Consider the following 20,198-nt stretch of genomic DNA (forward strand, 5'->3'; position numbering starts at 1 on the left):
TTATTCTTGCCCGGTTTTTTGCGAACGCGGGTGAGACTATCGCGCAATGGAAATCACTATGGCGTCTTTAAATATTAAAAATACCGCGCTTATTCTCGCTGGCATGATTGCCGGTGGGGTTATTTCTGTCGGTATTTATACTTATTATTCATCCGCAAAAGCAACGGCTGAAACCGGGCAGGCTTCGCCAAAAGAAGCCAGAAAAGTGTTGTTTTGGTACGACCCCATGTACCCAAACACGCGTTTTGATAAACCGGGTAAATCGCCATTTATGGATATGGATCTGATCCCGAAATATGCCGATGAAGAGACCGCGAACGCGTCATCACCAGGTGTGCGCATCGATCCTACACAGACCCAGAACCTGGGGCTGAAAACAGAGCCAGTGCGTCGTGGACCACTGCACTACGCGCAAACTTTTCCGGCCAACGTTAGTTATAACGAATACCAGTTTGTTATTGTCCAGGCCCGCTCAGCGGGCTTTATCGAGAAGGTTTACCCACTGACCGTGGGGGACAAAATTAAACAAGGCGCGCCGCTGATCGACCTGACTATTCCTGATTGGGTTGAGGCGCAGAGTGAATATTTATTGCTGCGAGAAACTGGCGGCAGCGCGACGCAGGTGGAAGGAATTCTGGAAAGATTACGTCTGGCTGGAATGCCTGAAGCGGATATTCAGCGCTTAAAATCGACGCGTAAAATTCAGACCCGCTTTACCCTGAAAGCGCCTATTGATGGGGTGATCACCGCATTCGATTTGCGTACGGGTATGAACATTTCCAAAGACAATGTGGTCGCGAAAATTCAGGGTATGGACCCGGTATGGGTCAGCGCGTCGGTCCCGGAATCTATCGCCTGGCTGATTAAAGACGCCTCGCAATTTACCATCACCGTGCCCGCCTGGCCGGATAAGCCTTTCACCATCAGCAAGTGGAGTATCTTACCCAGCGTTGATGCTACCACGCGTACGCTCCAGCTCCGTTTACAGGTCGATAATCCTGACGAGGCGCTCAAGCCCGGGATGAATGCTTACCTGCAACTGAAAACACAAAGCGAGCCAATGCTGCTGATCCCGTCTAAAGCGCTAATTGATACGGGTACCGAGCAGCGGGTAATCACCGTTGATAACGAAGGCCGATTTGTGCCGAAACAAGTTGCGGTATTCCATGAATCTCAAGGACTGACGGCTATCAGCTCTGGCCTGACCGAAGGCGAAAAAGTGGTTTCCAGCGGTCTGTTCCTGATTGATTCCGAAGCGAATATCTCTGGCGCACTGGACCGTATGCGCGCCCAGAACAGTAAGACGCAAGACGCAGCCGCCATGCCAGCCCAGGCTACCCATTCACACTGAGGATATGATAAATGATTGAATGGATTATCCGCCGCTCGGTGGCAAACCGTTTTCTGGTGATGATGGGGGCGCTGTTTCTCAGTATTTGGGGAACCTGGACCATCATCAATACCCCGGTTGATGCGCTGCCCGATCTCTCTGATGTTCAGGTGATCGTCAAAACCAGCTATCCGGGTCAGGCGCCGCAAATTGTTGAAAATCAGGTGACCTATCCGCTGACCACCACCATGCTGTCGGTACCGGGCGCGAAAACTGTGCGCGGTTTCTCGCAGTTTGGCGATTCCTACGTGTACGTCATTTTCGAAGATGGTACCGATCCTTACTGGGCGCGCTCGCGCGTACTGGAGTACCTCAACCAGGTTCAGGGAAAATTGCCGGCTGGCGTTAGCGCGGAAATGGGACCGGACGCCACGGGTGTCGGCTGGATATTTGAGTACGCGCTGGTGGATCGCAGCGGGAAACACGATCTGGCGGAATTACGTTCTCTTCAGGACTGGTTTTTAAAGTATGAGTTAAAAACGATTCCCAACGTGGCGGAAGTCGCCTCGGTAGGCGGCGTGGTTAAACAGTATCAGGTCGTTATTGATCCAATGAAGCTGACGCAATATGGCATCAGTCTGGCGGACGTGAAATCGGCGCTGGATACGTCGAATCAGGAAGCGGGCGGCTCATCTGTTGAGATGGCTGAAGCGGAATATATGGTCCGCGCCAGTGGATATCTGCAAACGCTCGATGATTTCAATAATATAGTCCTGAAAACAGGGGCTGACGGTGTACCTGTTTACCTGCGCGATGTGGCGCGCGTACAGATTGGGCCGGAAATGCGCCGTGGGATCGCCGAACTGAATGGCGAAGGCGAAGTGGCGGGCGGGGTGGTTATTCTGCGGTCCGGTAAAAATGCGCGTGAGGTGATCTCCGCGGTTAAAGCCAAGCTCGATACGCTGAAAAGTAGCCTGCCGGAAGGCGTAGAAATAGTTACAACATACGATCGCAGTCAGCTCATTGACCGCGCCATTGATAACCTGAGCTACAAGCTGCTGGAAGAGTTTATCGTTGTTGCGCTGGTGTGTGCATTGTTCCTGTGGCATCTGCGTTCTGCGCTGGTGGCGATTATTTCCCTGCCGCTGGGGCTGTGTATCGCGTTCATCGTGATGCATTTCCAGGGGCTGAACGCCAATATCATGTCGCTGGGGGGCATTGCCATTGCTGTCGGGGCGATGGTCGATGCCGCCATCGTGATGATTGAAAACGCCCATAAGCGGCTGGAAGAGTGGGGGCATCAGCATCCGCATGAAAAGCTGGATAACGCAACGCGCTGGAAGGTCATTACTGACGCCTCGGTAGAAGTCGGCCCGGCATTGTTCATCAGCCTGCTGATTATCACATTGTCGTTTATCCCTATTTTCACGCTTGAGGGTCAAGAGGGGCGACTGTTCGGGCCGCTGGCGTTCACCAAAACGTATGCCATGGCAGGTGCGGCGTTTCTGGCCATCGTGGTTATTCCGATCCTGATGGGATTCTGGATCCGCGGAAAAATACCTGCAGAAAGCAGCAACCCGCTTAACCGTTTCCTGATCCGTATTTACCATCCGCTATTGCTGAAGGTATTGCACTGGCCCAAGACCACCATTCTGGTGGCGGTGCTTTCAATACTGACGGTTATCTACCCGCTGAATAAAGTCGGTGGCGAATTCCTGCCGCAGATTAACGAAGGTGACCTGCTGTATATGCCTTCGACATTGCCGGGGATCTCAGCGGCGCAGGCAGCGGACATGTTGCAAAAAACCGACAAGCTGATCATGACCGTTCCGGAAGTGGCGCGCGTGTTTGGTAAAACCGGTAAGGCAGAAACCGCAACAGACTCCGCACCGCTGGAAATGGTTGAAACGACGATCCAACTGAAGCCGCAGGACCAGTGGCGTCCGGGGATGACGATGGACAAAATCATTGCCGAGCTGGATAAAACCGTACGCTTGCCGGGACTGGCGAATCTGTGGGTTCCGCCGATTCGTAACCGTATCGACATGCTCTCTACGGGGATCAAAAGCCCAATTGGCATTAAGGTGTCAGGTAATGTTCTGGCAGATATCGACGCCACGGCGGAGCAAATTGAAGAGGTGGCCAGAACCGTGCCGGGCGTCTCTTCGGCGCTGGCTGAGCGCCTGGTCGGGGGGCGCTATATTAATGTGGATATTAATCGGGAGAAAGCGGCCCGGTACGGAATGACCGTCGGCGCGGTGCAACTGTTTGTCACCTCTGCGGTCGGAGGCGCAATGGTCGGCGAAACGGTGGAAGGGATTGCACGTTATCCGATTAACCTTCGCTATGCGCAGAGCTATCGTGATAGCCCGGAAGCGCTGCGTAATCTGCCCATTCTGACGCCCATGAAACAGCAAATCACGCTGGCGGATGTCGCCGATGTGACGGTGGTTTCGGGGCCTTCGATGCTGAAAACCGAAGATGCGCGACCAACCAGCTGGATTTACATCGACGCCCGCGATCGTGACATGGTCTCAGTGGTGAACGATCTGAAAAAAGCGATCGCTGAAAACGTACAGTTAAAGCCGGGGACCAGCGTGGCGTTTTCCGGGCAGTTCGAGCTGCTTGAGCGCGCCAGTCATAAGCTCAAACTGATGGTGCCGATGACGCTGATGATAATCTTCGTTCTGCTTTATCTGGCCTTCCGTCGCTTTGGTGAAGCGCTGCTGATTATCACCAGTGTGCCTTTTGCGCTGGTGGGAGGCATCTGGTTCCTTTACTGGATGGGGTTCCATATGTCGGTTGCAACCGGAACCGGATTTATCGCCCTGGCCGGTGTTGCTGCGGAGTTTGGCGTGGTGATGCTGATGTACTTGCGCCACGCTATTGAAGCCGAACCCGCGCTGGAAAATCCGCAAACCTTTACGGCGGATAAGCTGGATGAAGCGTTATATCACGGTGCTGTGCTGCGCGTGCGCCCGAAAGCGATGACCGTGGCGGTGATTATTGCGGGTCTGTTACCTATCTTGTGGGGGACGGGAGCTGGCTCAGAAGTCATGAGCCGCATAGCCGCGCCGATGATTGGCGGCATGATCACCGCACCATTGCTCTCTCTGTTCATTATTCCGGCCGCTTATAAGTTGATGTGGCTGCACAGGCATCGCCACCAAAAGTAATGCCCTGAAGCGCTCGTCTGCCTCGGTTTTACTGCCGAAGCAGGCGTTGCGTTATACCGTCAACGCTTTCACGCGTTTGCGGTACTCGCCCGGCGTGCAGCCAAATTCCCGTAAAAAGACTTTATGAAACGACGATTCGCTGGCGTAACCCACCGACTCGGCAATAACGATTAACGGCTGTGTACCGCGCGATAGCATCTGGGCTGCGAACTGCAGGCGCAGCGCGGTTAACACCGCCAGCGGCGTGGAGTTTGATACTTCACGGAATAGCTGTGCGAAGCTGGCCCGCGACATATGTGCTCGTTTTGCCAGTTCTTCGACGGTCCAGGCAAAAGCCGGTGACTCCAGCATCATGAATACAACGGATCCAAGCCTGGGGTGCAGCAGTAAATTCAGCACATTTTTAGCGGGTGTCGACTGGGCGAGCCACTCGCGAACGGTTAACGCGAACAGCGTAGCGCATTGCTGGCTGCAAACGATGCTGGAGCCAGGCAGGTCGTTGATGTATTCCTCCTGCATTAGCGCAATCATGGCCTTCAGCCAATGGCTGACGGGGCTGTTCTCCTCAGGTGCCAGTAATAATACTTCCGGAAGCGCGGTTAAAAAATAGCGTGAAGATGCCTGTAATCGCAGGCTCCCGCAGACAATATGCGTTTGTTCTTCCCCTATCTGGCACAGACGATGCGCGGAGTTTTGCGGCAGAATGACTATTGTTCCAGGGCGTAATGTGGAAGATGTTCCGTCAGGCATATCCAGTTGAGCGAATCCCTGGGTTACCGTATGCCAGCGAATAACGGACAGTTCACCCGCCGCATGCGGCAGTTGCCAGTCCCTGCTCAACAGGCAGTTTTGATCAATCGAGCCCTGCGGGTCGTTAAGCATAAGTAATCGGCTAAGTGCGTCCATGAAGACTCCTGGGCAGTTTTTGCTAATGCTAATTGAGATGGCAACAACGCTATCACACATAATTTTATTAATAATTTTATGGTATTAGTTTAATTTCTCAATAAGTTGAGTGGAAGGGAAAGAGCGGTTTTTTAGACGATTTGACAGTAATTGGCGCGTTATGGATACATTGTTCGTGCATCGCTAAACCTATAATTCAGTTCAACAAACGAACAGTGACATGGCGGAGAGACAGCATGAATCAGTATCAGGCGATTGTTATCGGATTTGGTAAAGCGGGTAAAACGCTGGCGGCAACACTGGCCAAAACGGGTTGGCGGGTAGCGATTATTGAACAGTCAAACACCATGTATGGTGGGACATGCATCAATATCGGCTGCATTCCCACCAAAACCCTGGTACACGATGCTGAACTTCAGCATGACTTTGCCGCAGCGATGCAGCGCAAGACCTCCGTTGTCAGTTTTCTGCGTGATAAAAACTTCCACAATCTTGCCGATCTGGAGAACGTGGATGTGATTGAAGGTCGTGCTGAATTCATTGATAACCATACAGTGCGGGTCGTGCAGCCAACAGGTGAGGTTGAACTGAGCGGCGAGAAAATCTTTATTAATACTGGCGCCCAGTCAACGATTCCGAACGTTGAGGGATTAACCTCGACGCCTGGCGTATTTGACAGCACCGGGTTGTTGAATTTGACGCAACGTCCCGAGCGTCTGGGCATTTTAGGCGGTGGGTATATCGGCGTTGAATTCGCATCGATGTTTGCCAACTTTGGTAGCAAAGTCACTATATATGAAGCAGCTCCGCAGTTTTTGCCTCGTGAAGACCGGGATATTGCTGACACTATCGCCAACATTTTACGCGACCAGGGCGTTGAGCTGATCCTCAATGCCAACGTGCAGTCGGTCTCCTCTCACGATAGTGCAGTACAGCTGCACATGCCGGAAGGTACCCAGACGGTGGATGTGCTGCTGGTGGCATCGGGTCGCAAACCGGCGACTGAAAATCTGCAGCTGCAGAATGCGGGTGTGGATGTAAACGACCGCGGTGCCATTATTGTAAATAAATATCTACGTACCTCGGCAGATAACATATGGGCAATGGGCGATGTCACTGGTGGATTGCAATTTACCTATATTTCGCTGGATGATTTCCGTATTGTGCGCGACAACCTGCTAGGCGAGGGGGTACGTAACACGGGCGATCGTCAAAATGTACCATATTCCGTCTTTATGACGCCGCCGCTTTCCCGCGTCGGAATGACTGAAGAACAGGCTCGTGCCAGCGGTGCGGCGGTGCAGGTCGTGACGTTGCCGGTAGCGGCTATCCCGCGTGCGCGGGTGATGAATGATACCCGTGGCGTACTTAAAGCGGTGGTGGATAGCGAAACGAAACAAATATTAGGTGTGTCGCTGCTGTGCGTGGATTCTCATGAAATGATTAATATCATCAAGACGGTTATGGATGCGGGGTTACCTTATACCACATTGCGTGACCAAATATTTACCCATCCAAGCATGAGCGAATCACTAAACGATCTCTTTTCTCTCATTAAATAATAATAGCGTAGTCTACATATTTGCCCCACCCGTGTGGGGCTTTTTTTATATTTCCTGATACTAATTGACAGTTATTTTGGCGTTACGGATGAAATAAAATAAAGTGACATGTTTTATTATATTTCCACTGAAATAACTTGTTAATGGGAATAGAAATGAACATGTTTAAAACTACGTTACTAATGACTGCATTACTGACTGCTCCGGTGACATTTTCCGTGTTAGCGCAAACTGAGGTTGCCCACGTGAGCGTATCGACTGTGTCTGGCACTCCTTCCGTGGTGGAAGATGCCATTGCGAAACTGGCACAGGAAAAGAAAGCGACTTCCTGGAAAATTACTTCAATGCGCATTGATAGCAGCACTCACGCAACGGCAATTTTGTACAAGTGAGGAGAGCCGGAATGGAAAAATATCTTCGTATATTGGGCAAAGGTGATAGGGTTGGATTAACCTTGATTCGCCTGAGTATCGCGATTGTTTTTATCTGGATTGGGTTATTAAAATTTGTACCTTACGAAGCCGACAGCATTACGCCGTTTGTCGCCAATAGTCCGGTAATGTCATTTTTTTATGAGCATCCAGAAGAATACAAACAACATTTAACCCACGAAGGTGAATTCAAACCGCAGGCTCGTGAATGGCAGACGGCGAATAACACGTATACGTTCTCAAATGGCCTGGGCGTAGTCGAAGTTCTTATCGCTTTGCTGGTGCTGGCTAATCCTGTTAGCCGTTGGCTGGGATTAATTGGCGGCGTTCTGGCATTTGCCACACCAATTGTAACTTTATCATTTTTAATAACCACACCAGAAGCATGGGTGATGCCGCTGGGTGATTTACACCACGGATTTCCGTACTTGTCAGGCGCTGGACGGTTGGTGTTAAAAGATACGTTAATGTTGGCGGGAGCGGTGATGATCATCGCGGATTCTTCCCGATCAATTATTAAGCAAAAGTATTGAGTTTTTAACGTTGTACCCTCTGCAAGACAGTAAGCCACTATAGTTCGATTCGGTAATTACCGGGCCAGCAGGACGCTGGCCTTTTTTCTGCCCTAAGGGAAATTTATGTTATACATGAAATACAATGATTCGCTTTGCCACAATAACCAGTCGGACTTATATTACTGATTAATAATATAGTGACGTAAGCATCTTCTTTCTTCTTTCTTCTTTCTTCTTTCTTCTTTCGATAGCGCACCAGTTCGCATATTGCGTAGTTCCTCCATCAAAACCCATTCATTTTTCTCTGTTTTTTTCTGTACAATTCTTGCTATTTGTTATCTCAAAATGACACTTTAAAAAAGATTGTTATTCACTTTTGTTATAATTAAACAACACGTTCGCATGGTTTTAGGCATGACTTCAGCTAGAATTAACTTTGATTAAATGTTTTTACGTATCAATAAATGGCTAAAGATAGTTAAAAACTTAATTTTTAATCAACTGTTCGACATGGAATCCACTATGGTAATTAAGCACCAGGGGTGGATGCTGATCTCGCGTTTTGTGAGTCACCAAACGCGGGACATATCTTAAATATGGAAATAAGGGTTTTAGAATGAGCTTTGGATTAGCAAAGGAAGATAAGTTTGAAATCATAGCTACCCTTCGTGAAGAGCTGCACAAGAAAACGAAACTGGAAGTGTTATGTGAAAACAGTAGCGTTATCACGCAGTTAGAGAAGGTTGATTTCGAGCGGTTTGTTATCTCCTGGCACGAAGACATTGTTCCTGAAAAGGTCCAATACTTTATCCTGCACAGCGAAAGCGGGATTGTGAAATTTAGTGCCAGATTCGAGCAAACCCCATCAGCAGGTGCAGAAGTAGGATTATCCTACCTCATACCGGATTTGATTTTCTTTGCCCAGCAGAGACAAAATCAGCGTTTTTCCTTCATGAAGGGGTATGACTTTTTCTGTTTTGGTCGTTACAAAAATGGAGAAAACTACTCTTTCAAGATCAAAAATATCTCGCAGGGTGGTTGTGCGTTAATCGTTAAAGATGTAAACGCCCGTTTTCTTTATAAAGATGCGGTGATTAAAAATGCATCTCTGGATTTCGATACATTTGGCAGTTTACAACTGGACTTAAAAGTGATCGATGTCGTCCTGATCAATGAATTTGATGAGGATAACCAGTTGTATTCCTGTCATCAGATCTCGTGTGAGTTTGATTTTAAAAATCGTCGTGAAGAGACTGAAGTCGAGAAAATTATTATTAAATTTTTAATGAGTAACAAGATTAGAAGCTTATAAGGAACGGTGAACAGGATGTTGATGTGTGGCAGTGATAATTTTGTGGGCAATGGTATGTTTGCCTACCTAACCAGCAAACATGTACCGATACAAACATTCCAGTTTGAGGATATGTTGCATCAGTCATCATTATGCCAGCATCAAACCATGGTTTTTAATATCATCGATAATGAACATGCGTGTTCGGACATTGTTCAGTTTTTGAATAAAAACCGATTCAAATTCTATAATAACGTCGTGGTGATTGTTGCTGATAGTTTGGTGGCGAAATTATGCGTAGAGTTATTATATGTCGAAAAAATAATAGTTTTGACTGAAAAATCTTCATTGCGTGATTTTGGTCAATTGGCGACATTATCAGTCGGGAAATGGAACCCCCGACTGTATCGTTCGCAGAAAAGATTAACCGAAAGAGAGCAGCAGATCCTGAACTTACTGGTAAGTGGTTATACAGCCAAAGAAATTTCTGAGTTAGTTAGCCTGAACTATAAAACGATTCAGGCACATAAGATGAGAGTCGTCGCCAAGCTTGGCCTGACCAATACCTCTGATTTAAATAAGTTAATTGTCAGATTTACCCATCGTATGTCTTTTTTACCCTAACCTGACCATTCTTTTCTGATGTAATACACCTAATAGTAGATACAATTCGGGAGTGATTTTGACTGGTTTTTAATGTTATGATTTGTAGAGGGAGAGGGGAATGTTTAATTCCAGTGAGGTGCTAACCGCGCTTGAAAAGGCTTTGAATACCAGTCAACTTTATATGGTTTATCAGCCTATTTTCAATTTACATGCCCAGTGTATAAGCGGATTTGAAGCATTAATGCGTTGGAATAGTCCTCAGATGGGTATGATCTCTCCCGATGTTTTTATTACGTTACTGGAAGATAGCGGCAATATTATTTCAATTGAAGATATGGTTACTCACTCTCCGTGGGATGTTGCAACTTCCTGGCCTGACCCCATTGTATTATCCGTCAATATTTCCGCGCTTGAATTCTGCGATCCTCTGTTACCCCAACGCGTCAGACAAAATCTTACCACCTCCGGATTGCCGGTCCATCGATGCCAAATAGAGGTCACCGAAACGTCACCGCTGTACGACAGTCAGATTGCGGCTAAAAATATGACGGAATTAAAGGCGATAGGGGTCAAGCTTGCGCTTGATGATTTTGGAACCGGTCATGCTAATCTTAATTACCTGTTGAAATACCCTTTTGATACCTTAAAAATTGATAAAGAATTTGTCACTGGCATTGAACCCGACACCCGATCGACAAAGATTGTTGAGGGTATTATTTCACTGGCGCATAATTTTGGTATCGAAGTTCTTGCCGAAGGGGTGGAAACCCAGTCCCAGCTGGACCGGTTGATGCAGATTGGTTGTGACAAAATTCAAGGCTTTTTCATTTCGCCCCCGGTGCAGGCACAAGAGATCCCTTCACTCTTAGCGCAATATAATCGTTAATCCTTCCGTATTTACGTTTCCCAATCCCTTGATTGTTCCACGTTGCTGGTAAGTCTGTAGGCCTGATACGCGTCGCGCATCAGCCACCCCTGTAATACTATAAGCAAAAAAAAGCCCCCTGCTAAACAGGAGGCTGGCGAGTTTATGTCAGCTTAGAACGATTTCTTAAAGCCGATAGAGGCATTGACCGGCGCTTCGATCTGCGACTTACTGCCACCGTTGCTGAATTGCGTACCCAGCTCACCGTAGACCTGCAGGTTTCTGTCGATAGACCATGACAGGCCGGCTGCAACTTCAGTGCTGGAGTACTGCTGTGAAGATTCCAGCGTAGTGGTGGCTACCGCATTGCTAAAGTGCGTTTTGTCTTTTGAACCCAGACCCTGCCAGACGTTAACCCTGCCGTACGGCTGGAATTTGCCATGGTTGGTGTCATAGTCAGCGACCAGACGCACGCCCAGACGCGCGGTAAAGGAGTCTGCGGTATCCATTTTCACTTTCGTTGGGGTCACACCATCCAGTGTGCTGTTATCAAAGTCGCTGTACTGGTAGATCAACTGAGCCTGAGGCTCCAGACTCCATGCGCTGGCGCCTAAACGGAACGATTTACCCACCTCTGTCGACGCCGTCAGCGTGTTGCCTCTGACGGTATACGAGCCATTGTTACCGGTCGCCGCCAGGCGGGATTTATGGTTACCGTACTGCAGGACGTTATCAACATACATACCGTCACCCGAGAACCAGGTCGCATAGCCACCGACGTAAAATGCGTTGTCGTCGATGTTACCGCCTTTGCCATCGCTGCCTGTCTTCGTGCCTTTCACGTTGCTGTCGATATCAAGGATGCTGGTATACATCCCGGCTTTCCAGTTTTCGTTAGCATACATATCAACGCCGACCTGGATACCCATGGTATGGGAGCTGGTTTGCGTACCGGCAGCATCATCCAGTTTGGTTTTACCGGAGTAGCCAATCATTCTTGCCCAGGCGCGATTGTCTTCATCAATGCCCGGTTTAACCTCGTCCCCCATACGTTGGTGCATGTTACCTAACAGGCTAATATCACCCTGACGTACTACGCTGGCGAGGCCAGAATACAGCATGGTTTCTGGACGGTATTCACTTCTCAGATACCAGTTTTCACCCTGGCCCTGAGCATTACCCGCATGTAGTTGGTACTCAAACGCACCTGCAGCCATACGATCGGCGGCAAGATGGAAGGCATCCCGCGACGTTTGCGCGGTTGTGGTTGCGCCATTGAGCGCAGTCACCACTTCGATACCATCCCCAATGGTCGGCGCGCCAAGACCAGAGCCATCGACATCCAGCAGTGTGCTACCGCTGGCTTTACCGCCATCGATAATCAGACGGTCGGCAATGCCTGCTCCGCTACCATTCTGGATAGCTGCCATGTTGATAGTCCCTTTTTCGCCGGTGTAATCCCCTTTGACGGTTAAGGTTGTGCCAGTCTGCTGACCTATGAGCGAGACATCGCCACCGTTGCTCAGGCCCGCTACCGTCTGGTTATAGCCCTGCGTGTTCAACGTGGTGTCTGCGACTACATAGTGGTGTGATGCGCTACTCAGGGTGTTGGTATTACCCGCTTGCAGCACGCCGTTGGCGATCAACGTAGCGCCGCTGTAGCTGTTTTCACCTTGCAGCTCGGTAATGCCGCTACCGGTCTGATGCAACTGGCCTTTACCACTGATATTGCCGGTCAGCGCCAGGGTATCGCCACGATTGACGTTGAGTACGCCGTTATCAACGACATCCCCCTGAATGCTGCCAATATCACCGCCGTTACCCAGTTGTAAAACGCCTTGTTCGATGGTGGTGCCACCGGTGTAGGTGTTATCCAGCGTCAGGGTGAGGGAGCCTTTACCGGTTTTGGTCAGTTGACCGTTACCTTCGACTTCCGTCAGCAGAGAAACGTCATGCCCGTTGGTGTCGAATGTCCCGCCGCCGGATTCCAGCGTCACCTGACGGGCAGTATCAAACGCTTCGCCATACTTCAGCGTACCGCCATTAAAGGTAATTCCCGTATCTGCCGCACCCAGGTTGGTATCACCCGCCACCTGCAGCGTCCCTGAGGTGATGGTGGTGCCACCGCTGTAAGTATTGTCGCCGGTGAGAATCAGCGTACCGAGATCGCCTTTATTCAGGCCGCCGGTACCGCGGATAACGCTGTCGATAGTGGCGGTATAACTGGCACCGTCTACTGTGCCATCGCCGACACGAATCAGGGTGTTTGCCGTGTCGGTGGTAATGGCTTCGCCGCCCACACGATAACCATCGGTGGCGAACTGCGCGCCGCTGATGATGACATCGCCTTTGCTGTTATCGACGGTTACGTTGCCCGCTTCACCCTGGAAGACGGCGAATGCGGCATCGGTAAACGGTGCGTTCAACGCGCCTTCTGGCGTCGATTCATCGGTAGTCCAGTTGTCGTTACCCTGGCTGGATTGCCAGATACCGTCGCCGCCGTTGATGACGCCGTTATTTTTCAGCTCGCCATTCTCACCGCCGGTGCCGTCCCAGAAGCGCAGCGTCAGTCCGGCGTGGTTGACCAGGTTGACCTGATTTTTCACCGATGTCTGCACGTACAGGCTGTCAGCTGCTTCCGGTGCGTTAGCAATATCCATTACATTGTTGGTCAATGTGCCGGTGTAGTTGATGACGCGGTAAACGCCCACATCAAAGCTACCGCCTGGTGAGGTTTCAATGTTGAGCTTACCGTCGAGCGTCAGATCGCCATTTACGTCAATCAAGTCGTTGAAGGCACCGCCCGGGGTATAAGCCTGACCAAACTGATAATCCAGTTGGGCGTTATCACTGAGCGTCAGAGAACCGGTAGTCAGTTTACCCACACTGTTGATAGCTGCACCTGCGGTAATATGCGCGTCGTCCAGCACATCAACCGCGCCGCCGATAATACCGTTACCGCCGAGCGTTGCCCCGGATTTAACCGTCACCTGGCCGGTAGCCGCAGACTGATTACCGTTGACCAGCAGCACGCCTTCATTGACGTCCGTGGTGCCGGTGTAAGTGTTATCGCCGGTCAGCGTCAACGTACCGTCACCGATTTTCACCAGGCTGCCGTCGTTGCCGCTGATAATACCGCTGATGGTGTCATCAAGATGCAGATTACCCAGCGACAGTTCTTTATTGCCCAGTTCGACATTACCCGCGCCGGACAACGAGCCGATAGACGTTGCGCTGTCGACTGCGCTGATATCGACCTTACCGCCCACCAGGTTTTTAACGACAGTGTTCTCTGCCATCGCATAGTCAGCAAAGGTCATCAGTCCGCTGTTATTCACGGTGGCATTGCCCCCGCTGGCATTTTCTTCCAGCGCCAGGGTACTGTCTTTTGACACGTTAACCGTCGCGTTGCCCGCGCTGGCGTTGTTGGTTAACACCGCTTTCGCCGTGCCCGTCAGGTTCAGCATTGCGCTTGCGGCGGTGACGTTATCCGCCAGCGTTAACAGGCTGTCGGCGATGTTCATAGTCAGGGATTTCAGGCTGGTATCTGTCCCGCTGACATTGAGCGTCGCACCCTTATTGACGTTCACGGTGCTGCTTTCATTACTGCCAAAGGCTCCGGTTTTGCTGACGTTGACCGTCACATTGTTGGCGTTTCCGGTACCGGCAATTTCGGTGTCGCCTTTGTAGCTGTTTGCGCGGTCGAGCGACAAGGTGCTGCCCGCATCACTAGAGCTGCTGGTGACTTTCAGTTTACCCTCGCCGGTAATCTCACCGGTTGGCGTGAAGTGGTGCGAATTAAGGTCAAACACCGCAGCATTCTCATTCGCTCCCAGCTCAATGGTACGATTGCTGGTCAGGTCCGCGCCCAGTTGCAGCGTTGAACCGTTATTGATGGCCAGGTCAGTTCCGCTCTGGCCGAGATTGCTGTCGGAGGAGATCTGCAACGTGCCGCCATCAATGCGCGTGCCGCCGCGATATTCGTTGTCACCGCTGAGGATCAGACGGCCAAGGTCGGTTTTCACCAGCGTCAGCTTGTCAGCAGTACTGGCCTCGCGGATAACGGACTCAATGGTCGCGGTATAGTTTTGCCCCGCACCACCAGCGCCAACGCGCACCAGTAGTTCGCCAGTCCCCGGCGTCTGGCCTGCGTGGGTCGCGTTTTCCGTGGTGGCATACGCGTTAAGCGCATCGCCTTTAACGACATAGCCATCGGCATCAAACTGTGCTCCGGAGAAGTTAACTTCTCCCGCGGCGTTATCCACGGTAACGGTACCGCCTTTGGTGGTGAAGACGGCGAAGGACTTCTGTGCCCAAGGGGCGTTACCTTCACCGGTTGCGGTGGTCCAGTTGTTATCACCCTGACTGCCGATTGCCATCCATTTGCCATCGCCACCGTCAATTTTGCTGTCGCCTTCAATGCCCGACGCGCCGTGGCTCTGATTAACGGTTGCGCCGTCCCAGAACTGCAGGGTAACGCCGTTGGCATTCACCAGGTTGACCTGTTTGTCGATGGAGGTCTGAACAAAAATATTGCTCTTATCCTGGCTATTCGGTATCGCGCCTAATTCCAGCGTCTGGTTATCCAGCGTGCCACCGTAGTTATAGATACGGTACACGCCCGGTCCGAAGTTACCACCCTGTGAAGTGGTGACGTCCAGAGTCCCGTCCAGTTGCAGATCGCCTGCGACGTTAATCAGATCGTTTAGCGCGCCGCCTGGCGTATAGGCTTGACCCAGTTCGAAAGCGGAGGTCGTTTTGCTGCCAAGCTGCAGATTACCGTTAATGGATAACGTACCCGCACCGCCGTCACCGGCGCTGAGGGTAGAGGCATCGTTCATCAGCACGTCGCCGCCGATCACCCCGTTACCCCCCAGCGTCGCCGTACCGCTTACTTTGGTCACACCCGTCGCGGCACTCTGATTCCCTTTCACCAGTAGCGTACCGCTGGTGACGGTCGTGTCGCCGGTATAGGTGTTATTGCCCGTCAGGCGAGTAATACCGTTACCAATCTGCTGTAACGCACCGATCCCGGAGATTACGCCGCCAAGCAGCACATCATTGGCCCGATTAATCGCCAGTACGCCATTGTCGATGATGTCAGACACGGCGTTGACTCCGCCTGTATTTCCGCCGTCACCCAACTGCAGCGTACCGGTTTGATCAATAGTGGTAGAGCCGGTATAGGTGTTGTTGGCGGTAAAGACGGTGGTGCCGTCCGCCGCGCGTTCAAACTTCCCATCACCGCTGATGACGCCGTTATAGATCTGTGCCGCCGTCGTGTCGCCCTGCGTGTCAAAGATGACCCGGCTGCCTGCACCCTGAGTCGTCACATTGTAGTCAGCGATGGTCGCGGCAGTGCTGGTGGACTCGCCGTGATCGCCGGTACGCAGCGTTGCGCCATTGGTAACCGCAATGGTTTTACTTGCCAGTTGCAGACGATCGACGATGCGCATATCTGCACTTGAACCGCTAATGGTCAGTGAGTCCCAACCCGTGCCGATGTTGGTACCGGTGGTCAGGTTATCGCTGCTCAGACTGCCAATTTTCGCACTGTTACCGTGTGTATTGGTGAAGGTGAGGGCGTTGCCACTGCCGGCTTCGGTAGTGATATGGCGCGTTTTATCCAGCGTCACATTGCCGATGTTGGCTTTATTGTTGCCGCCGGTTCCGGCGAAATTCACCTCGCCGGCAAAGGTTCCGCTTTGCCAGTTAAAGGTGTCCTTGCCTTCACCGGTGTTGATCACGCCACTGGTGATACCCTGGCTGATATCAATGGTGTCATTGCCCTTGCCAGATTGAATCGCCACTACCGTATCGTTGATAGCCTGAAGGGTACCAGTATTGGTGATTTTTTTATTGCTGTCACCGCTGGCATCAATAACGGGTGCGGTGGTGCTGGCAGAGATAATTTTTCCGCTATTGGCTATTGCGCTAACATTTTTAGCGATGATTGCAGAACCACCTGCGCTGTCGTAGACGTTGATATCGGCATTGGTGGTGACCTTACCGTCCGTATTGGCGCGGATACCGCTGCCTTCGCTGTTATGCACCTCAACGATATAGCCTTTGCCGATGGTCAGATTGCCTGTCACTGCGTCACCATTGCGCTGCTCAAAGGCGAAGCCGGTACCTTTACCGTTAACGTTCAGAATGTTATTCAGGCCATCTTTCATGTTTAACGCGACGCTGGTACGGATCCCCGGACCGTCGTTGGCATTGATAGTGACATCATTGAGTGTGATATCGGTATTGTTGGCGTCGTTTTGAATGCCAGCACCAGTACCTTCGGCGCTAATAATCACCCCTTTGGCAGCCAGCTTACCGGCTCCTGTATCAAGACGAATACCATCGGCCGATCCATTAGTCGTGATGGCATCACCGGCATTACCGGTAATACTCAGGCTGGCACCGTTGGTCAGCAGAACCCCTGCGGTTCCATCATCAACTTGAATCTGACCCAATTTTTTAATCTGTGCGTTCGAACCCGAAGCTTGTACGCCAATGCCGTTACTCACATGTAAGGCAGCGGTCGCGTTATTGGTTAAACTCCCGCCTTGTTGCACGTTAACACCAATGCTGTCGGTGCTGGCAAGATCGATAATTGCCTGGGTATCGAGGATCAGGCTGCCCTGGTTCCTTGCCACATAGGCAATAACCTTGTTGCCGCTGGCTTCTGAAGTGATTTTTGCGTTTGAAGTGAGGATGGTCGGAGTGGCGCTACCTTCTGCGTTGCCATTCAACTGATGAGCCTGACCGTCCACTACCCCGGCAATGGTTCTTTCACCGGTTAAATTGATGGTGGTTTTATCGCTGATGTTACCTGTGGCACCGCCTTCAATCAGCAGCGCGGCGGAGTCGGTGCCCTGCACGGTGAACGTGGCTTCGCCGGTATCCACACTACTGCCTGTGCCCGTCGCTAATACGCCAACGGACTGTTCGCCGCTTAAGGTCAGGTCAAGGTTTGAGCTGGGCTGACCGTCAGGAGTGGTGGTGTTACCGGCCAGCATTGCACCATTGGCAATACGGAAAATGGTGGTGCGATCTTGCCCGTTGTCATTCATTACCGCCTGACCAATATTGGCAGTTGCGCCTTTACCATACAGGTAATAGCCAATCTGATCGGTGCTGTTGAATGCCGGGCTACTCAGACTGTCGACGTTAGCGACGGCGTTATCACGCACGTGTACGCCGATGTTCCCGGCTTTGTTTAGCGTGATGTTGGAATAGACGTTGACCACTGCCTTTCCATCTTTGCCACCTTCAGCCCAGACGGCATAGTTACGGTTACCGACACTACCTTCACCATCAACTACGATAGAGCCTGAAGCGCTGGTCGTGGCTTCGGCATTTTTGTTAGTTGCGCTGACGTGGATGCCGACGTTGTTGGTGCCGTTGACGTTAATCTTGCCGTCGTTGCGAATTTCCTGATTATTTTCCGCGCCGCTGTCACGCACGGTGATACCGTAGTTCCTGCTACTCCCCGCGCTGGAATCGCCATTGATCACGATATTACCGGTATTGATGACGTTGCCGGTCGCGTTACCAATCAGCATACCCGCGGCGTTACGTACGCCGGTTCCCAGCGTGATAAGGCCGTTGTTAATCACCTCTTTGGCGCTCTTGGTCATGATCCCGGCGCTCAGACTTGAACCGCCTGACATGGTGACATCTTTAGACGGATCACTTGCGTTACGGCCAAGATAAATAGAGGCACCTGCGCTGTTGGTAAAGGTGGCGTTGTCGGCGACTTCTACGCCATAGGCGATGCCGCTGCCGTAGGATGCACCGTTTTTGCGCCCGTCCACGACGTTGATATCGCCGTTGTTGACCCCTTGCGCATTGTCAGACAGTTGCATACCAATGGCCAGCGTCAGCGAGTCAGTGGGTTTGTCCTTGCTCCAGGGATCGGCGGCAGAAGCGGTACCGAAGTTATCGGTGGTGATCGCCTGGTTGATGGTACCTTCGTTGGTGATTTGACTGGCGCCTTGCCCCTGCATACCAAATGCGCCATAGCTGTTGACGTTTTGGTTGCCGTCTTTATCAATAAACAGCCCGGAGTTGATGATCCCGTTGTTGGTTGCCGTCGCGTCTTTTGCCAGCATGCCAATCGCCAGGCTTTGCCCGGTAGACGTGCGTAATGCGTTCAGCTCGCCAAGGTTAGTGATAACCCCACCATTAATGGCTTTCATCACGCCATTAATACTGCCGTCAACGGCAATAATCGCGTCTTTGTTCAAGGTGCCGGAGGTGCCTGCGCCGTTGGCATAGATGGCATGTAACTCACCACGGCCAGCGGTCGCGTTGTTGGTATGTGACAAACCGTCGGTCCAGACGTCGTAATCCCAGCTGAGTATGTCAGCTGGCTTACCGGAGGTGAGCAGATTTTCAATCAGCTCGGCGTACTTTGTTTGTGCTGCGGTGACGGTTGTGACTTCCTTCGCATCTATCCACAGCTGGATTTGGCTGACTTTTTCACCATCAGGGTTTTGTGCCGCGTCGTCGCTTTTGCCCAACAGCCAGTCATTGAATTCGGCCAGTTCTTGTGTGTTGGTAATAGTAAATGTGCGCTCCCCGGTTTCGACGACCTTGCCATCCTCGTCATAGCCATAGGTCATCAGCGAAAATTCATCGCCAAACACGGAGGTTTGCGCTGAACCGGTGAACGTTTTTTCAGGGATCACCGGGGCTGCGTTAAATTTTATATAGTTATCTGACTGCCAGTTCACCTGGCTTGCAGTACCTTGCGCTTCCAGCAGCGAGGAATCTTTTGCCAGCAATTCGATGGTATTGGCTTTGTCACGCACATTGAGGGTGTCGTCGCCAATATTCAGATTCGCAATGGAGCCATTTGTCGCCAGGGCGATACCAAATTGCTTATAGATTTCTGATTTCTGAGCATCAAAGGTGTTTAATACCGCATCGCCGACTTGCGCTTCGGTAAGAAAACCATTTAACTCATTGGTATCAAAGACTTTGATGGTCGTTTTTTCGCCGGGAAACGCCGGATCGTTGATATCAAATTCTGTGCTCTGCGAAGGCGTCGACGACTGGTTGTAAGTCAGGTATTCCGCCAGTTCTTCAGAGTTGGTAATGGTTTTTACGCTCTGGTCAGGGCTGGTCGCCAGCAGGGTGATTTTGCCGCTTTCCAGCAGTTCCCGGATAGTGGTTGATTCAACAACGCCGCTTTGACCCGGGCTAAATGTTGGGATTGCACCACTGATATTCAGTGCCTGACCGGTGGTGTTATCTTCATATAAGAAGCCGTAGTCGTGGATACCCTCATAAACCCCAGCGGAAATACCTGTCTTGAAGTCTTCATGAATATCGTGTTCACCCGTTGCGGTAATCTGGGCTGCAGAAGCCAGCAATGAAGCACCGCTTAATGCGCCAGCTGCCAGTACGGCGACAGTTTTACGCGAGCTGCTTTTTTTCTTTCCTTTCGTTAATTCAGAAACGACCACCCAGATACCGAGCGCCGCGTTCCAAATAATGCTGTAAACTTTGTTCATATAT

At 51.1% G+C, this 20,198-nt stretch carries 10 protein-coding genes; 8 read left to right on the plus strand and 2 right to left on the minus strand.

Annotated features, from left to right (window positions below):
* The first annotated feature begins 58 nt into the window (after positions 1 to 58).
* Complete coding sequence (locus OGV71_RS21175) at positions 59 to 1,351, plus strand: efflux RND transporter periplasmic adaptor subunit (protein ID WP_192464673.1); 1,293 nt, start codon at positions 59 to 61, stop codon at positions 1,349 to 1,351.
* Positions 1,352 to 1,362: 11 nt separating this feature from the next.
* Positions 1,363 to 4,506, plus strand: a complete 3,144-nt coding sequence (locus OGV71_RS21180; protein WP_003835712.1) for a CusA/CzcA family heavy metal efflux RND transporter — start codon at positions 1,363 to 1,365, stop codon at positions 4,504 to 4,506.
* Positions 4,507 to 4,557: 51 nt separating this feature from the next.
* Here OGV71_RS21180 and rclR read toward each other — a convergent pair whose 3' ends face one another.
* Positions 4,558 to 5,412, minus strand: a complete 855-nt coding sequence (rclR, locus tag OGV71_RS21185) for a reactive chlorine-specific transcriptional regulator RclR (RefSeq protein ID WP_106875510.1) — start codon at positions 5,410 to 5,412, stop codon at positions 4,558 to 4,560.
* A gap of 236 nt (positions 5,413 to 5,648) precedes the next feature.
* Here rclR and rclA point away from each other — a divergent pair, with 236 nt between their 5' ends.
* The 6 genes from rclA (at position 5,649) to OGV71_RS21215 (ending at position 10,703) form a co-directional block, all read left to right on the plus strand.
* On the plus strand, positions 5,649 to 6,974 hold the full coding sequence (gene rclA / locus OGV71_RS21190; RefSeq protein WP_115489853.1) for a reactive chlorine resistance oxidoreductase RclA: 1,326 nt from the start codon (positions 5,649 to 5,651) through the stop codon (positions 6,972 to 6,974).
* Positions 6,975 to 7,135: 161 nt separating this feature from the next.
* Entirely contained in the window at positions 7,136 to 7,366 is a 231-nt protein-coding gene (rclB, locus tag OGV71_RS21195) for a reactive chlorine resistance periplasmic protein RclB (protein ID WP_003835706.1), read from the plus strand.
* A gap of 11 nt (positions 7,367 to 7,377) precedes the next feature.
* On the plus strand, positions 7,378 to 7,938 hold the full coding sequence (rclC, locus tag OGV71_RS21200) for a reactive chlorine resistance membrane protein RclC (RefSeq protein ID WP_003021961.1): 561 nt from the start codon (positions 7,378 to 7,380) through the stop codon (positions 7,936 to 7,938).
* A 598-nt stretch (positions 7,939 to 8,536) separates the two neighbouring features.
* Entirely contained in the window at positions 8,537 to 9,232 is a 696-nt protein-coding gene (locus OGV71_RS21205; RefSeq protein ID WP_003021965.1) for a flagellar brake protein, read from the plus strand.
* A 21-nt stretch (positions 9,233 to 9,253) separates the two neighbouring features.
* Positions 9,254 to 9,835 carry a helix-turn-helix domain-containing protein gene (locus OGV71_RS21210; protein ID WP_008319941.1) on the plus strand — a complete coding sequence of 194 codons (582 nt, stop codon included), beginning with the start codon at positions 9,254 to 9,256 and terminating at the stop codon, positions 9,833 to 9,835.
* Between the two features lie 100 nt (positions 9,836 to 9,935).
* Positions 9,936 to 10,703, plus strand: a complete 768-nt coding sequence (locus tag OGV71_RS21215; protein ID WP_204583933.1) for a putative bifunctional diguanylate cyclase/phosphodiesterase — start codon at positions 9,936 to 9,938, stop codon at positions 10,701 to 10,703.
* A 152-nt stretch (positions 10,704 to 10,855) separates the two neighbouring features.
* Here the strand turns inward: OGV71_RS21215 and OGV71_RS21220 are convergent, their stop codons facing one another.
* Entirely contained in the window at positions 10,856 to 20,194 is a 9,339-nt protein-coding gene (locus OGV71_RS21220) for an autotransporter outer membrane beta-barrel domain-containing protein (protein WP_204583932.1), read from the minus strand.
* Between the last annotated feature and the right edge of the window lie 4 nt (positions 20,195 to 20,198).

Origin of the sequence: Citrobacter sp. Cf088 (assembly GCF_030334295.1) — a bacterium.
Lineage (GTDB): Bacteria > Pseudomonadota > Gammaproteobacteria > Enterobacterales > Enterobacteriaceae > Citrobacter > Citrobacter freundii.

Coding starts and splice junctions, on each gene's coding strand:
- OGV71_RS21175 (WP_192464673.1), top strand. CDS start 59: ATGGCGTCTTTAAATATTAAAAATACCGCGCTTATTCTCGCTGGCATG.
- OGV71_RS21180 (WP_003835712.1), top strand. CDS start 1,363: ATGATTGAATGGATTATCCGCCGCTCGGTGGCAAACCGTTTTCTGGTG.
- rclR (WP_106875510.1), bottom strand. CDS start 5,412: ATGGACGCACTTAGCCGATTACTTATGCTTAACGACCCGCAGGGCTCG.
- rclA (WP_115489853.1), top strand. CDS start 5,649: ATGAATCAGTATCAGGCGATTGTTATCGGATTTGGTAAAGCGGGTAAA.
- rclB (WP_003835706.1), top strand. CDS start 7,136: ATGTTTAAAACTACGTTACTAATGACTGCATTACTGACTGCTCCGGTG.
- rclC (WP_003021961.1), top strand. CDS start 7,378: ATGGAAAAATATCTTCGTATATTGGGCAAAGGTGATAGGGTTGGATTA.
- OGV71_RS21205 (WP_003021965.1), top strand. CDS start 8,537: ATGAGCTTTGGATTAGCAAAGGAAGATAAGTTTGAAATCATAGCTACC.
- OGV71_RS21210 (WP_008319941.1), top strand. CDS start 9,254: ATGTGTGGCAGTGATAATTTTGTGGGCAATGGTATGTTTGCCTACCTA.
- OGV71_RS21215 (WP_204583933.1), top strand. CDS start 9,936: ATGTTTAATTCCAGTGAGGTGCTAACCGCGCTTGAAAAGGCTTTGAAT.
- OGV71_RS21220 (WP_204583932.1), bottom strand. CDS start 20,194: ATGAACAAAGTTTACAGCATTATTTGGAACGCGGCGCTCGGTATCTGG.